Annotated in this window: 13 protein-coding genes; 3 read left to right on the forward strand and 10 right to left on the reverse strand. The window is 69.8% G+C overall.

The genetic code is table 11. From position 1 onward, the window contains the following. Positions 1 to 78: 78 nt before the first annotated feature. Complete coding sequence (locus ACFTE1_RS09435; protein ID WP_380623476.1) at positions 79 to 924, reverse strand: NAD(P)-dependent oxidoreductase; 846 nt, start codon at positions 922 to 924, stop codon at positions 79 to 81. 130 nt (positions 925 to 1,054) lie between these two features. Here ACFTE1_RS09435 and ACFTE1_RS09440 point away from each other — a divergent pair, with 130 nt between their 5' ends. Both ACFTE1_RS09440 and ACFTE1_RS09445 read left to right on the forward strand, forming a co-directional pair. Beyond that, positions 1,055 to 1,435, forward strand: coding sequence for a winged helix-turn-helix transcriptional regulator (locus tag ACFTE1_RS09440; RefSeq protein WP_380623499.1), 381 nt, complete (start codon positions 1,055 to 1,057; stop codon positions 1,433 to 1,435). Positions 1,436 to 1,846: 411 nt separating this feature from the next. Continuing rightward, on the forward strand, positions 1,847 to 2,500 hold the full coding sequence (locus tag ACFTE1_RS09445) for a flavin reductase family protein (RefSeq protein ID WP_380623474.1): 654 nt from the start codon (positions 1,847 to 1,849) through the stop codon (positions 2,498 to 2,500). Here the strand turns inward: ACFTE1_RS09445 and ACFTE1_RS09450 are convergent. From ACFTE1_RS09450 to ACFTE1_RS09490, 9 genes are all read right to left on the reverse strand, one after another. Further along, the gene (locus tag ACFTE1_RS09450) at positions 2,481 to 4,031 is read right to left on the reverse strand and encodes a glycoside hydrolase family 32 protein (protein WP_380623472.1); all 1,551 of its coding nucleotides are present in this window, start codon (positions 4,029 to 4,031) and stop codon (positions 2,481 to 2,483) included. The genes ACFTE1_RS09445 and ACFTE1_RS09450 overlap by 20 nt on opposite strands. 35 nt (positions 4,032 to 4,066) lie before the next feature. Continuing rightward, on the reverse strand, positions 4,067 to 4,963 hold the full coding sequence (locus ACFTE1_RS09455; protein WP_380623470.1) for a carbohydrate kinase family protein: 897 nt from the start codon (positions 4,961 to 4,963) through the stop codon (positions 4,067 to 4,069). Then, positions 4,960 to 5,898, reverse strand: a complete 939-nt coding sequence (locus ACFTE1_RS09460) for a family 43 glycosylhydrolase (protein WP_380623468.1) — start codon at positions 5,896 to 5,898, stop codon at positions 4,960 to 4,962. Before ACFTE1_RS09460 ends, ACFTE1_RS09455 begins: the two co-directional genes overlap by 4 nt. A gap of 14 nt (positions 5,899 to 5,912) precedes the next feature. Continuing rightward, positions 5,913 to 6,818 (reverse strand): carbohydrate ABC transporter permease, encoded by a 906-nt coding sequence (locus ACFTE1_RS09465; RefSeq protein WP_380623466.1) that lies wholly within the window; start codon positions 6,816 to 6,818, stop codon positions 5,913 to 5,915. Position 6,819: 1 nt separating this feature from the next. Beyond that, on the reverse strand, positions 6,820 to 7,776 hold the full coding sequence (locus ACFTE1_RS09470) for a carbohydrate ABC transporter permease (protein WP_380623464.1): 957 nt from the start codon (positions 7,774 to 7,776) through the stop codon (positions 6,820 to 6,822). A 1-nt stretch (position 7,777) separates the two neighbouring features. After that, positions 7,778 to 9,070 (reverse strand): sugar ABC transporter substrate-binding protein, encoded by a 1,293-nt coding sequence (locus tag ACFTE1_RS09475; protein WP_380623462.1) that lies wholly within the window; start codon positions 9,068 to 9,070, stop codon positions 7,778 to 7,780. A gap of 39 nt (positions 9,071 to 9,109) precedes the next feature. Next, entirely contained in the window at positions 9,110 to 10,120 is a 1,011-nt protein-coding gene (locus ACFTE1_RS09480) for a LacI family DNA-binding transcriptional regulator (protein ID WP_380623460.1), read from the reverse strand. A gap of 168 nt (positions 10,121 to 10,288) precedes the next feature. Then, entirely contained in the window at positions 10,289 to 11,953 is a 1,665-nt protein-coding gene (locus ACFTE1_RS09485) for a hypothetical protein (protein WP_380623458.1), read from the reverse strand. After that, positions 11,950 to 13,950, reverse strand: a complete 2,001-nt coding sequence (locus ACFTE1_RS09490; RefSeq protein WP_380623456.1) for a hypothetical protein — start codon at positions 13,948 to 13,950, stop codon at positions 11,950 to 11,952. The genes ACFTE1_RS09485 and ACFTE1_RS09490 overlap by 4 nt, the downstream gene beginning before the upstream one ends. Before the next feature lie 228 nt (positions 13,951 to 14,178). On the opposite strand from ACFTE1_RS09490, the gene ACFTE1_RS09495 reads away from it, so the two are divergent. Then, complete coding sequence (locus tag ACFTE1_RS09495) at positions 14,179 to 14,874, forward strand: hypothetical protein (protein WP_380623454.1); 696 nt, start codon at positions 14,179 to 14,181, stop codon at positions 14,872 to 14,874. The last annotated feature ends 5 nt before the right edge of the window (positions 14,875 to 14,879 follow it).

Consider the following 14,879-nt stretch of genomic DNA (forward strand, 5'->3'; position numbering starts at 1 on the left):
GGAACATTCTGGTACATCGGCCGACCGCGGGAGAGGGCGGGGTTGCGTCGCATGGCCCAGGACAACCCCGCCGTTCGGTCAGTCGTCGGACTTGCCCAGGCGTTCGCGGTAGACGGTGCGGACGGCCCTCGTGACCGGCGCGTCGACTCCGACGGCCTCGGAGGTCTTGGCGACGTGGTCGGCGCTGGCCTCCATCATCGCGTCGCCGGCGTTCTCCTCGAGGCCGTCCCCCTTGTGGAGGGCGTGGACGAACGGGACGAAGGCCCCGAGGTTGGCCGCGAAACCCTCGGCGTAGGCGGCGAAGTCGCCGCTGTCGGCCCCGTAGGCGTCGACCGTGGCGAAGGCCTGCTGGAGGCTCAGCAGGAAGGGGTGGAACACCCCGAGCATGGCCTGGTAGTACAGCTGCGAGAGTCCGTAGTCCTCCCCCAGGTACTCCGGGCGGCAGATCGGTCGCAGAAGGTCGGCGTACTCCTCGTACAGGGCCTTGGGGCCGCTGTAGAAGAGGTAGGACAGTTCGTGCTCGATGTCGTCGGACTGGCTCATGAAGCCTCCCGCCAGGAACCGGGCCCCCCGGTCCTCGACCCACTGGGCGCCCTCGCGCGTCTCCTGCGGGGTGTCGGAGGAGAGGTTGACGATCAACCTGCCCGCGAGAGCCTCCTCGGCCTGGGAGAGGATGGCGTACATGGCTTCGTAGTGGGTGAGGGAGAGGATGACGACCTCGTTGGCGCGCAGGGCCTCGGAGACGGTCGGCGCCATCATGGCCCCCTCCGCGACGAGGTCCTCGGCCTTGGAGGCGGTGCGGTTCCAGACCGTCACGGCGTAGCCGGCCTTGAGGAGCGATCGGACGGTCGCGCGTCCCATGGGCCCCAGGCCCATGACGGTGACGGCGGGAACATTTTCATTGGCGGTTTCGTTGCTACTCATGCCATTATGATGACTGTATCGTCATCGACCTGCAAGAACGCACTTTCCGGTGCGGTACTTACCGAAACGTACGCAATACCGTCGAGGAGTCGCGGTGGACCTTACAAGAGACGTGGATAACATGTGCGGGATGAGCCTGGCGGTGGAGATCGTGGGCGGAAAGTGGAAGCTGAACATGATGTGGGTGCTCGACCAGGGCCCCAGGAGGTTCGGGGAGATCCGCCGCCTTCTGGAGGGCATCAGCGAGAAGGTCCTGACCGAGCAGCTGCGCCAGCTGGAGCAGGACGGGATCGTCAGCCGAACCGTCTACGCCGAGATCCCGCCGCGCGTGGAGTACGAGTTGACCGAGCTGGGCTGGGAGCTGGCCGGCGCCCTCAAACCCCTGGAGGACTGGGGGGACACCGTGCGCGAGCGCATCCTGCGGAAGCAGGGCGCCGGAGAGCGGAGCGGGGAGGGCCTGGACGGTGGGGACCGTCCGGTGAGGGATCTGGAAGTCGGCCCCGCCCGGTAGCGTGGACGGAGGCCCCTGCCCCCGAGTGAGACTCCGGCGGAAGTCGCCCGGCCGCACCCGGGAGTCCCCGGATACCCATACGGTTGACGACGCTCGAACCCCCGGGTCGGTGTGGTGGTGGACCGGGCTGTGAGAATGGGAGCTGCAGCGGATACCCGGCCAGTCGGAGGAGGCGCGCGCCCGAGTCTGCTCCAATATGGATCTCCAGGCGGGCGACGAGCTGACGTCCATGAAACGCTCCGGGCCGCTGGGCTACGCGTTCGACTACATCGAGAGCGTGCGGCGCGACGGCGAGCAACTGTGCCGGACGGGCGAGTGGAAGAGGCCGCCCTCGGAGGACTGCCCCGCAGTCCCGGCGCGACGTCGTTTTCCTGCCGGTCGAAGGTGCCCGAGGCGAGCGACCATTGCCCTGTGACAACGGAACTGAACGATCTCAAAGTCCTGTACTTCGGCACCCCGGTGGTCCTGTTGGGAACCCTCAACCCGGACGGGACGACGAACATCGCGCCCATGTCGTCGGTGTGGTGGCTGGGGCGCTCCGCCCTGCTGGGCATGGGCGCCTCCAGCCAGACCACCGCGAACCTCAAGCGCCAGGGCCAGGTCGTCATCAACCTCGTGCCTCCGGAGATGGCCGGCGCGGTCAATAAGATCGCGCTGCTGACCGGCAGCCGGACGCCCTCGGAGAGCAAGAGGGCCAAGGGCTACCGGTTCGAGGCGGACAAGTACGGGGCGGCGGGCCTGACCGAGCGGGAATCCGTGCTCGTCGAGCCGACCCGCGTGGCAGAGTCGCCGATCCAACTCGAGTGCTGCCTGGTCAAGGCCCGCCCACTCGGGTATCCCGAGCCTTTCGCGACCTGCTTCGAGGTCCATGTGCGACGCGTCCACGTCGACGAGGGCCTCGTGCTGCCGGGCACCTCGCACATCGACCCCGACGCCTGGGACCCGTTGATCATGAAGTTCACCGAGTTCTACGGCGGCGGCTCCAACGTCGCCGAGTCCGACCTGGCCGGCGCCTGGAACATGCCCGCGGGCGACAGGCGGGGGCTCACACCTCGTACTCGGTGATCACGAGGTCCGAGAACACGGCCCCTCCCCCGTGGGAGTAGAGCGCGATCCCCTCGTCGCGCAGGTCCGGGAAGGCCTGCGAGGTGTGGACGTGCCGGCCGTCGTCGACGAAGACCTCCACGCTGGTGTGGTCGACGAAGATCCGCAGCCTGACGCTCTTGCGAGCGGGATCGAACGGCGAGGTGGACTCCAGCCAGGTGGCGGTCCGGTCGGGGTTCCACGTGCCGCCCCGGTTGAGGTAGACGTAGTCGGCGTGGACGCCGACGTCGACGTGCCGCGACCCCCACGGGCTGCGGCGCAGTTGGAACCCGACGTTCTCGGCCGTCTCCCAGGAGATGTCGGCGCTGATCTCGTAGGCGTGCCCGGTGTAGTCGAGCGGGAGGCGGCCCTCAACGGCGACGTCGCCGAGCCGGACGACGGACGTGGCGTACTCCTCGAGCGCCTCCACCGGAGAGGAGAGGAGGACCGCCTCGTCGGGCGAGGGCCAGTGGAGGCGGATCTCGCGGGTGAGGGAGTCGGTCCCGTTGTAGCCGTCGGAGTCCCAGGTGGGCGTCTCGTGCGGGTAGTCCCAGAAGTTCATCCACGCACGGGCGTAGCGCGTGGCCGGGTCGGGTTCGCCGGCGTCGACCTTCTCCCAGGTGACGGCCCCGTACCAGTCGAAGCCGTGGTCGAGCCAGCGGGGCTCGGCGCGGTCGGCGGCGAAGGAGGTTCCGTCGAAATCCCCGGTCCAGTAGGCGTAGGTGCAGTAGAGCCCCGCGCCCTTGGCGTTGCCCGAGACCCCGAGGACCCAGCGGCCGGGGCCGCTGTCGGACTCGATCCAGAACAGGTCGGGGCATTCCAGAGTCCCCAGTCCACCGTGGTCGAAGCGGCCGGACTCGGTCCAGCTCTTGAGGTCCGGGGAGGTGTAGAAGCCGACGGACGGACCCTCGGCCAACAGCATGACCCATCGGGCGGTGGGGCCGTGCCAGAGGACCTTGGGGTCGCGGAAGTCCTCGACGCCGGGGTTGGCGAGGACGGGCGCGGCCCCGTCGTGGGTGAAGGAGCGGCCGCCGTCGGTGGAGTACCAGAGGAACTGGGCCTGGGAGTCGCCGTCCGCGCGGTCCTCCTGGGTGGCCAGGATGATGATCGCGCCGGCGCCGAACCCGGCGGTGTCCTCCTCGTCCGCCACGGCGCAGCCGGACCAGAGGTCGCCGTTGGGGCTGGCGTCCTTGGGCGCCGCTATCCCCCGGTCGGTGAAGGAGACGCCGTCGGCGGTCGTGGCCAGGCGCCAGTCGGTGCCTTCCGCGGCCTCGATGTAGTCGCCGTTGTAGAGGTAGTAGTAGAGGTATTCGCCGTCGCGGTAGAGGGGGCGCTGCGGATCGTTCTTCCACCCTTCGGGAACGGTGAAGTGGTAGCGGGCGCGCCGCGAGGTCCCGCGCCGGGGACCGGGCTTCGCTTCCGCCGCGGTCGGCACGCCGGGAACGGCCGGGGCGGCCACGGCGCCGCCTAGGGCCGCTGTGGCGGCCAGGAAACTCTTGCGTGTCAGGGCCATGGTGACTCCTTTGTCGCAGGGGTGCGGTGCATTCGTCACGGGGTGAGTTCGCCGCGCCGGGGCGGGTCGGCGCCGGGGCGCGAGACGGTCAGGGCGGCGGCCCTGGAGGCGAACCGGACGGCCTCGGCGGCCCGGTCCAGGTCTATGGGGCCGGCAAGGTCCCCGCTCTGCTCCAGGTGGTGCAGGAGCGCGGCGGAGAAGGAGTCGCCGGCGCCGATCGTGTCGGCTACGGCGGCGGGCGAGGGCTCGACGGAGAGCGCTCCGTCGGAGGTGCGGAGGGTGGCCCCTCTCGGTCCCCTGGTGGTGACGACGAGGCGCACGCCCTTGTCGATCCACTCGCGGGCGGCCCGGTCGGGGTCCGTTCCGGGGCTGATCCACGCGAAGTCCTCGTCGCTGAGTTTGAGGATGTCGGTGAACTCCAGCCACCGGTCGAAACGGCGGCGGTAGGCTTCGCGGTCGCCGAGGAGGCCCGGGCGGACGTTGGGGTCGAGGCTGACGGTGCCCCGGGCGGCCAGCCAGTCGGCGACGGCGCTCGCCCCCGGTTCCAGGGCCAGGGCCAGCGAGCCGGCGTGGACGCAGGCGAAGTCGGCCTCGGGCAGCTCCGCCGGGGTGAACCACCGGTCGGCGGTGCCCTCGACGTGGAATGAGTAGTCGGCCGTCCCGTCGTCGTCGAGGGTGACCACGGCGAGCGCGGTCGGCTCCGCCGCTTCCACCGTGTAGGTGAGGTCCACTCCGGAGTCGGTGAGGTGGCCGCGCAGGAGCGTGCCGAAGGCGTCGCCGGAGAGGCGGCCGACGAAGGCGGTCTCGGTGCCCAGGCGGGCGAGGCCGACCGCGACGTTCATGGGGCTGCCGCCGGGGCGCGCGGCGGGCCGGCGGGGGTCGGACCGGGGTACTGAGAGGTCTATGAGCGCTTCTCCGACGACGCCTATCACGCGCGCACCAGCCTTCCGTCTTCGAGCCTGACGGGGATCGGGTCGATGAGCCCGCCGACGAAGCCGTCCTCTTCGATGTTGCGGAATCCGATGAGGTGGGGCCGCTCGTCGATGTCGACCAGTCGGGCGGCGTAGAGGCTCTCGTGCTCGAAAGGGCGGGCGGCGTCGATGTCGAAGCCGGAGAGCGGGTCGTCGACCACGACGGTGTAGTTGTCTCCCGCCGGGTTCTGGGCGCGGCGGGCGTCCGAGGCCTCCCGGGGGCCGCAGCAGAACAGGAGGACCCACTGTCCGTCCACTTTGTGCAGCTGGGTGACCTCGATCTGGCCGAATCCCGTCGCGGCGGGCCGCGAGAGCGGTTTCTGCTGGGTCCAGGACTCCAGGTCGGGTGATGTGGCGTGGCCGACGACGCCCCGTGTGCGGGTGTGGTCGGGTCCGGCGACGCGGGCGGTGAAGAGCATGTGCCAGCCCTCGCCCGAGGGGTCGGGGAAGACCCAGGGGTCGCGGAAGGCCTCGTCGAACCAGCCCGAGGTGGGCGTGTACCTCTCGTAGAGGGCCGGATCGGCTTCGAGGAGCATTCCCTTTCGCTCCCAGGTGAGGATGTCGGCGGACACGGCGTGCCCTATGCGTTGGACGCGGCCGTTCTCGGCGCGGGACACGCCGGTGTAGAACAGGTGCCACGTTCCGCCGTGGCGGACGACGGAGCCGGTCCAGGTGGCCTGGTCGTCCCAGGCGGGGCTGTCGGCGGGGACGAGGGCGTCGGGCAGGAGCGTCCATTCGCGCATGTCGCGCGATACGGCGTGCCCCACCGACGCCCTGAGGTGGCGGCGGTCGGGGTCGCCCAGGGCGCGCGAGGCGCGCAGGAAGAAGACGTGGTGGTCCTCTCCGTCGCGGGCGTACCAGGAGTCCCAGACCCAGTGGTCGGCGAGTTCGAGCATGTTTCTCTTTCTAGTCAGTCCTTCATGCCGGAATCGGCGATGCTCTGCATGAAGGCTCTCTGGAAGGCGAGGAAGACGGCGACGACCGGCACGGTGATCATGGAGATGTACGCCATGACCTCGCCCCAGGCGGTGTCGAGCTGGAAGAAGTACTGGACTCCGACCATGACCGGCCGCAGTTCCTCGCTCTGCACGGTCATCAGCGGCCAGAGGTAGGCGTTCCACGTTCCCGGGCTGGTCACGAACGTCAGGATCGCTACTGTGGCGAATACGGGTGTGGAGAGGGGGACGATGATGCGCCGGTAGATCTGGAACCAGCCGGCCCCGTCCATGCGCGCGGCCTCTTCCAGTCCGGGCGGCAGGCTCTTGAAGTACTGCGCGAAGAGGAAGACCGCGAAGGCGTTGCCCACGAAGGGGACGACCTGGACCCGGTAGCTGTTGAGCCAGCCCTGCTCCAGCACCGGGGTGAGTCCGTCGAACCCGACCCAGGGGAGGTTGGCCACGAGGTAGAGCAGCGGGACGACGATCGTCTCGAAGGGCACCACGAGGGTGGCGATGATGAAGGCGAAGACGAGCTTCCTGCCGCCCCAGCGCATGCGGGCCAGGGCGTAGCCGCACAGGGAGTTGACGATCAGGCCGAGGCCCACGATCATCCCGGTGACGAGGACGGAGTTGAGGAGGAAGCGCCCTACCGGGACGCGTGCGAACACGGCCGTGTAGTTGTCGAGGGACAGCTCCCCGACCGGCAGGAACGCCCTGAGCGAGGTCAGGTCGGCGAAGATCTGGCGGTCGGTCTTCAGGCTCGAGACGAGCATGAAGACGATCGGGAAGAGGAAGAACACCGCCAGTGCGGCCATGGGCGCGTAGGCCCACAGCGGGCGCCTCCCCGCGCCCGCCCCGGTTTTCACAGTTCGGGTCATGTCAGTCCTTGTCCCTGGTCAGTCGCCGCTGGACGAAGGCCAGGACGAGCACGATCGCGAAGAACACGGCCGAGAGCGCCGCGCCGTAGCCGATCTGCTGCTGCTGGTATCCCTTGCGGACGATCTCGAACACGATGGTGGTCGTCGAGGAGAGCGGGCCGCCGTTGGTCATGACGTCGACCTGGACGAACAGGCCCATGGCGGCGATGGTGATCGTGACGAGCACGAAAACGAAGGTCGGTTTGAGCAGCGGCAGCGTGATGTGGCGGAAGCGCTGCCAAGCGGTGACGCCGTCCAGCCGCGCGGCCTCGTAGACCTGTTCGGGGATGTTCTGCAGCCCGGCCAGCCAGATGACCATGTGGAACCCGACTCCCTGCCAGACGCTCATGACCACGATGGCCCCCAGCGCCGTCGAGGGGTTCGACAGCCACGCCGTCCCCTCCAGCGCTCCCCCGCTGAGCATGGAGATCAGCGAGTTGATCAGCCCTTCTTCTTGATAGAGGAACCGCCACAGGACGCTCACGACGACCATGGAGGTGATGACCGGGATGAAGTAGACGGTGCGGAAGAAGTTGCGTCCGGCCAGCTTCTGGTCGACCAGGAGCGCCAGGACCAGGCCCAGGCCTCCTTGCAGGGGGACGACGGCGGCGGCGAAGAGGAACGTGTTGAGCAGGGCCCTCTGGAAATCGCCGTCCGCGGTGAAGGCGCGGACGTAGTTGGCCGTGCCGGTGAACTCCGGGGCGGTCGGTGAGATGAGGCGGGCGTTGGTGACGCTCAGCCATAGGGCCATGGCCGTGGGCACCACCAAGAACGTCACGAGGAGGAGCACGGCGGGCGCGGCGAAGAGCCGGCCGGCGCGGGCCTCTTTGCGGGCGGCGGTGGGGCGGGAGGGCCGACGCCGGCCTCCCGCGGGCCTCGCGGGAGCGGCGGTGTCTGGGCGCGGTGGGGCGGAGACCATCTCAGAACCCGTATCCGCCGTTGGAGTCTATGTCGTTGTCGATCTCGCCGACGGCCTCGTCGAGCGTTTCGGCCACGTCGCCGCCGTGGACGACGTCGTCGATCGCGGAGAGGAAGACCGAGGAGATGACGGGGTAGGCCGGGGTCTCCGGCCGTAGCCGGGCGTAGGAGCGGGAGTACTCCATGATGTCGCGCAGTCTCCCGTCGGAGCCGTAGTTCTCGGTCATCTCGGCCGCCTCGTCGGTGGCGGGGATGAGGCCGGTGCGGTCGGACAGCTCGGCGAGGTACTCGGGGCGCAGGGAGGTTTCCAGGTAGGCCTTCGCTCCGTCGGTCTCGGGCGAGGTCGCCGAGACGGCCCACTGCCAGGATCCGCCGCCGGTCACCGGCCCCCGTCCGAAGTCGGGCGGAGGAAGGAAGAGGACGTCGTCGTAGGTCTCCATGGCCTCCACGGCCGCCCAGTTCCCGTTCCAGGCCAGCGCGGAGGCGCCCTGGACGAACTCCTCGCGCTCGCCGGTGGACTCCAGGTTGGACAGCCCGCGGGCGAAGAGGCTCTGGAACCAGCGTCCGAACGCTACGGCCTCGGTGCCGTTGAGGACTCCCTCGGCGCCGGCGTAGCCCTCCCGGTCGATGAGGTCGCCTCCGTGGCTCTGCAGGAACGGGGAGAACGCGTAGGGGAACCATTCCCCCTTGTCCCCCACTCCGAGGTCGATGGCGAACTCGTAGCCGGAGTCCCGGCCCAGTTTCTCCAGGATCTCGTCGAACTCCTCCCCGCTCCACGGGTCGTCCATGGAGGGGACGCGGATCCGGTGCCTCTCGAGCACCGATTCGCGGGCGAAGAGGCAGACGGCCGCTTCGTAGAGCCCGAACGAGTAGACCTTGTCCTGGAACCTGCCCACGCAGGAGGGCAGGAGTCGGTTAATCGATTTACTATCGAGCGGAAGCTCCTGGAGGTGGCCCGACCACGCCCAGTTCGGCGTGTTCGGGCCGTCCACGTCCAGGACGTCGGGGAGGTCCCCGGCGAGCGCCCCGGCGTTCACCGCGTCGTTGTAGGCGTCCTGCGGGAAGGACTCGGTGCGCACGGAGTAGTCCTCCTGGGACTTGTTGAAGTCCGCGATGATCGCGTCGATGACCTCCATCTCCAGCGGGTTGCCGGCGTTGTGGGTCCACAGGCCGAGCCGGCCGTCGGCCTCGGCTCCGCTAGAGCAGGCGGTGAGCGCCGGGCCGGCCAGGGCCGAGGCGCCGGCGAGCCCGAGCATCTGGAGCAGCCTGCGTCGCTGCAGGTTGGGGCGGTTCATGGTGTTCTCCGTTCGTGGGCGGTCCAGGCGGTCGATGTTTCAGGCGGGCGGGGCCGTCGAGTCGCGGCGGGCGACAGGACAGGGCATGAGGCGGCCGGCGGGTTCGGCGCCGGGTTCGCTCATGCGGCGCAGGAGCTCCTCGACCGCCCAGCGCCCCATGTCGTAGTGGGGCAGGGCGGCCGAGGTGAGGCCGGGGTGGAGGGCCGGGGCGATGAGCTCCTGGTCGTCGTAGGAGACGACCGACAGGTCGTCGGGGAGGGACAGGCCGAGTTCCGCCGCGGCGCGGTAGAGCCCCATGGCCATGCGGTCGTTGAAGCAGAAGACCGCGGTGGGGCGGTCGGCGCGGCGCAGGAGTTCCAGAGCGCCCGCGTAGCCGTGCGGCGTCGAGGCGGAGGGCACTTCCCGGTAGAGGTCGGCGGCCTCGGGGCCGGCCAGGTCGCGCCAGGTCTCGGCGCGGAGGTGTTTGGCGGGGACGTCCTCGGCGGTGGTGAGGTGGGCGATGCGGGTGTGCCCCAGGGCGGTGAGTTCGGACAGGACGGCCTCGCTCCCGCCCTTCTCGTCGGGGGCCGTCCACGAGCAGCCTCCCCGGGCCGGCCGGGAGTTGAGGAGGACGTGCGGGAGGGCGGCGGCGCTCTCGGGGAGTTCGACGACCTGGTGGTACATGGTGGCGATGACCAGTCCGTCGGTCTGGCGCTGCTGGAGCGCCTCGACCGCCTCGGCGATCTCTCCGGGGTCGCCTCCGGTGTCGGTCATGAGCAGGAGGTGGCCGGCGTCCTTGGCCGCGTCGTGGGCGCCGCGGATCATCTGCCCGGCGAAGGGGGTGGTGGCGACGTCGTCTCCGATGAAGCCGATCATCTGGGTGCGCCGGGTGCGCAGGCCGCGGGCGACCGAGTTGGGACGGTAGCCGAGGGACTCGGCCGCCTGGCGCACGCGGTGGCTGGTCTCGGCTCCGATGCGGCGGCCGCCGGTGCCGTTGAGCACCATGGAGACCGTGGCGGTGGAGACTCCGGCCGCGGCGGCGACGTCGGCTATGCGGGGGCGTTTCGCCATGGGGCGTCCTTCGTCCGGTGGGCGTGTCGATCGCAACTGCTGAAGTTAAACGATTAACTATCTGCTGACACAGATGTTAACAACAGGAAACTCGCGCGGTCAACAGGGGACGCCGGGGAAAATCGAGCGAGCGCGGCTCCGGCGGGTCCGCCCGGCCGGGCGGACCCCTCACTTCAAGTCGGGGTACAGCTCGTCGTAGGGCTCGTCCGGGGTCTGGAAGGGCACGGTCGCCGACGGGGCCTCGACGCACGGGAAGCTGACTATGGGCACGTAGCGGCCCGTCACCCGCCCGTCCAGCTCCTCGACGAAGTCGAGGTACCCGCTGCCGGTCTGCTCGCCGCTGACGCGGAACAGGTGGTTGCGGACGCTCTCGGCGAGCGTGTCCTCGTCCCCGGCCTCGTGCCCCAGGAGCGTGGCCCGCACCGCGATGTCGGCCGCGTCGTAGTAGATCAGGGAGTAGCCGTTGTAGAAGTCCGACTCCGAACCGGTCGACTGGGACTCGCCGCGGACGGTGCCGGTCATGGCCTCGCGGTAGACGTCGAACCCCTCGGGTCGCCACCCGCCCTCCTCCAGCCAGGCGGGGTCGAAGGCGCTCGCCTGCATGAGCCGGAAGTCCCCCGGCGCCGGCTCGTCCTCCGCCGCCCCGCACTCCGTCGCGTAGTCGCCGATGATGCCCGGGTGCAGGCCGATTTCGATGGAGTACACGGTGATCGGGTCCCCGTCGGGGGTGCGGCAGCCGCGCAACTCCCATGCGTGCAGGAAGTCCTCCAGATAGGAGAAGCGGCCGGCGAAGAAGACCATGTCCGGCGCGTTGCGGCCGCAGATCTCATTGATGATGTGGTCGAAGTAGACCGGCGACTTCTCCCGCCCCGCGCTGCCGGTGAAGGACCGCCGGTGCTCCACGAGGTAGGGGTCGAGGTACTCCTCGAACTGGAAGGCCAGGTCGGAGGCGAAGATGTCCTCGCGGTTGTCGTCGAACAGCAGCATGCCGCGCCCCGGGTCGCGGCCGGCCTCGTCCTCGGCGTCCAGCCGGCCCCGGATGGCCGCCGCGTAGTCCTCGTTGTTCGGGGCCACGCGGATGAGTCCGGGGAAGTCGTCGTTGTTGATCGTCGTGGACGTGCTCGAACTGGCGATCATGGGGATGCCCCGCTCGGAGAGGTCGCGGGCGATCGACTCGGTGGCGGTGGTCGTGGACGACTGCCCGATCACCGCCGAGAGCGGAATCTCGTCGCCCTTCATGTCCTCCAACTGTTCCACCACGACGTCCGCGCCCTGCTGCAGGCTCCCCTCGTTGGCCAGGTAGAGCTGGAAGAGACGGCTCCCCTCCGCCACCGTCTCCAGGCTCCCGTCGGTGTTCTCGGCGAACCCGTTCTGCCGCATAAGGGACGCGTAGGCGCCCTCGACGGCGCGCTCGATCTGGGACTGGTCGAGGTCGGCGTCCCCCGACAGGGAGAAGGACGTCATCAGGACGATCCGGAAGGCCTTGAGGTCGCCGTCGTTCTCCAGGCGCTCCTCCACCTTCCGGTTCATGGAGTGGATGCGCCCGGTGATCCAGTCCAGGCCCGGGTCGAAGGAGTGTGAACCGTCGTCCACCCCGACGCACTCGCCGCCGGCCATCTCCAGGCCCGTGCTCCCCCAGTCGCATCTCAGGTTGGGCAGGTAGGTGACGAAGGTCAGGACGGCGGCCGCGACGAGGGCCAGGGCGGTGCCGAAGGCCGTAAACCGCTTGCGGCGGAACCGCTTCTGCTGCATGGGCGAGCCCAGCCGCCGCACGAGCTCGCCGTGCGTGACGGGGAACGCGAGGTCTCCGATGGACGATCCGTCTCCGCTCACTGTCTGTCCCTTTCGAGTTCCAGGTCGTCGTCGAGCGGATTGACCGGCCGCTCCAGAGACGTGCTCTCGTGGAACTCCGCCTCGGTCTCGAACGGCCGCGAGTCACCGCACATCGTCCCCAGTTCCAGGAGGGCCGATCGGACCCGGAGGTGGACGTTCTTGGTGTACATGCTCTCCAGGGGGTCGTTGATGATCCACCGGCCCGCCACGATCCTCACCAGGCGTCCCAGACGGTCCTCCAGGATCGGCGGGAACTCGGGGCCGCGCTCCGGCCCGCGGTTTCCCACCAGGAATTTGTAGCGCTCCAGCGGGGTGAACGACCCGGAGCCCGGATCGTCGAGCGCCGGCTGCGGAACCGTGGTCGCGTGGCGGATCAGCCCGACGACCCTCTCCTCGTTGCCGGGCCGGTCCAGCAGGCGGTCCAGGGCGAGGCAGACGCGCATCAGGTCGCCGGCGCCGAGGCTGTAGTAGTGCCAGTTCGGGTGACGGCCGGGGCCGTCGGCGGCCTTCAGGTCCGCCCTCGCCGCCAGGCGGCGGAAGGCCATGGTCCTGTCGCACCGGGTCCACTCGTCGTGGGCCTGCCAGCGCCGCAGGAGCAGCCGCATGAGCAGCGCGCGGGCCGACCGCGCGGGGCCGGAGTTCTCGTTCCACGCCAACCAGGACCGGTCTCCCAGCCCCACCAGGTCCTCCGCGAGGTCGTACGTCCCGACCAGGTAGCCGACGTCCTCGCGGACCTTCGCCAGCGAGCAGATCGCCAGCGCCTCCAGGGTGGCCTCGTCGAGGTCCAGGTCGGTCTCCTTGAAGAGGGCCTTGGCGAGGGTGAGGCAGAGGTGGTCCTCCAGCGTGGGCGAGTCGCGGGTCTCCTCCCAGGGCTCCCGCAGGAGCCGGTGGAGGCCGTCGTGCGCCCGCAGCCGGGCGATGGCCGGGTGGCGCAGCAGCGTGCTCCCCGCGTCGACGTATCCGCCGGTGAGACCGTGGACCAGTTCGGGAAAGTACCCGTCGATCGGGTGGGGCGAAAGGTCGGCCAGGCGGTGCAGGTCGCTGCGCCCGAAGTCCGGTACCGCGAGCGTCCTCGTCTTCTCCATCCGCTCCGGCTCCGGGGTGCTGCCCACCAGAAGCAGCGGCAGGGGTTCGTCCCGGGCGCCGGCGGGGGCGGCCTGAGCCGAGCGGAAGAGGGCCGGGATTCCGCCGCCGTAGCGCGCGGGTCGCCGCAGGCTGTCGACATCGTCGAGGAAGAGGACGCAGCGGTACTGGCCGGCGCGCCCATTGGATTCGCGGAGGTCCGTGAGGAACGCGTGGACGAGCCACTCGTTGCGGCTGGTCTGGGCCGCCCACTCCCGTTCGCTCGCCTCGCGGGGGTCGTCGGAGCCGGTCTTCTCCGGATAGGAGTAGATCATCGGCTCCCAGCCGTGCGAGGCGAACCACTGGCGGACCTCCCGGGGGATGCGGCGCGGGAGCGGGGGCGGCCCGACCCGGACCTTGCGGTCGGGCCTGAACTTGATGTCGAAGAACGGCAGTTTGAAGGCGAACTGGATATTGAACGCCATCTCCTTCTGCGCCCTCCCGGCCACGGCCCTCTTCTTGCGGCGCTGTTCCCGCCGGAAGTCACGGGAACCCCGGGTGAGGTTCCTCCACTCCGCTTCGAAGTCGGTCAACGGGGTGAGCCCCTGCGACACGGCCGCGAGCGCCAGGTCGAGGCGCGGGAACCGGTAGCGGGGTAGGCCCCGCACGGGGGCGGCCATCTGGTCTCGGACGTCCTGCATCATCTCGGGAACGGTGTCCGGCCGGTAGGCCTTGCAGTCGATCAGCGCGGTGGCCGTGAGGAGGCGGAACAGGGTGTTGGCCTGGGCCAGGAGCGTGGTCTTTCCGGAGCCGGAGGGGCCGTGGAGGATCAGGTTCTCCGTTTGTCCCGAGTCGTCGCGGACGGTCTCGAGGATCGCGTCGAGGGGTTCGCCGCGCAGAAGGGTGGATCCTTGGACGGTGATTCGGGCGGACACGGGTCGCAGCTTCATCCGGGGCCTCACGCGGAGCGGGGAACGGGCAGGGCATACAAGGCTATCGAACCCGGGGCGAAAAACCAAGGGCCGCAATGTCGGCGACCCGACAGTTGGGCGGGTTCGCACTCTTCGCAAGGTGTGTCGCGCCGTGCGGTGCCGCTCCTCCGCGACGTCCCGGAGCGCGGAAAAGGGATCGCCTCCGCCCGGACGGGCCGCTAGGCTCCCTCCATGACCGAGTTCGAAGATCTGGAGGGCCTCTCGCACCGGGACGCCTCCGTCCGACTGGCCTCGGCCGGCTGGAACGTCTGCGGCCTGGGCGACTGGGCTACGGTGTGGCGGTCTCCCGAGGGGCTCCGCGCCGCGCGGGTGAGCCCGTGCGAACCGGCCTACGGCGTCTTCACCGACCTGTGCCGCGCTCTGCCGGGGAACGAGCTGCTCCCGGTGATCGACGTCGACGTCGCCCTCGACGGCGGCGGGCGGTTCACCGCCATGGAGTTCATGCGCCCGGTGGAGGCGGGCGCTGCCGCCGACCTCAAGGAGCGCTGGGAGAGGGCGGCGGACGGCGATCCCGTCTCAGAGGTGCGGCGGGCGGCCGAGAGGTTGAACGCCGAGGCGGAGAGGTCGATCCCCTACTGGGGCGGGCTGGACCTCAACCCCGGGAACATCATGGCCGACGCCGCGGGCGAACCCAGGTTCGTCGACCTGTTCTTCGCCGACGGCGAGCGGATCTTCCAGGCGCTCATGGCCGGTCCGGAGGAACTGGAGAAGCGGATCCCCTGGGGGGAGCGCCGGTACCTCACCGAGATCGCGCACGTCGTCCGCTTCTCGCCGGCCGGGGAGATCGCCTCCTTCCGCGAGGCGGAGAATGGCGGGCTCGGCCCTGACGCGGTGTCTGGGCCGAGCCGCGCCGCGCCGTCTCCGTAGTCCTC

Origin of the sequence: Salininema proteolyticum (assembly GCF_042685645.1) — a bacterium.
GTDB lineage: Bacteria > Actinomycetota > Actinomycetes > Mycobacteriales > Micromonosporaceae > Salininema > Salininema proteolyticum.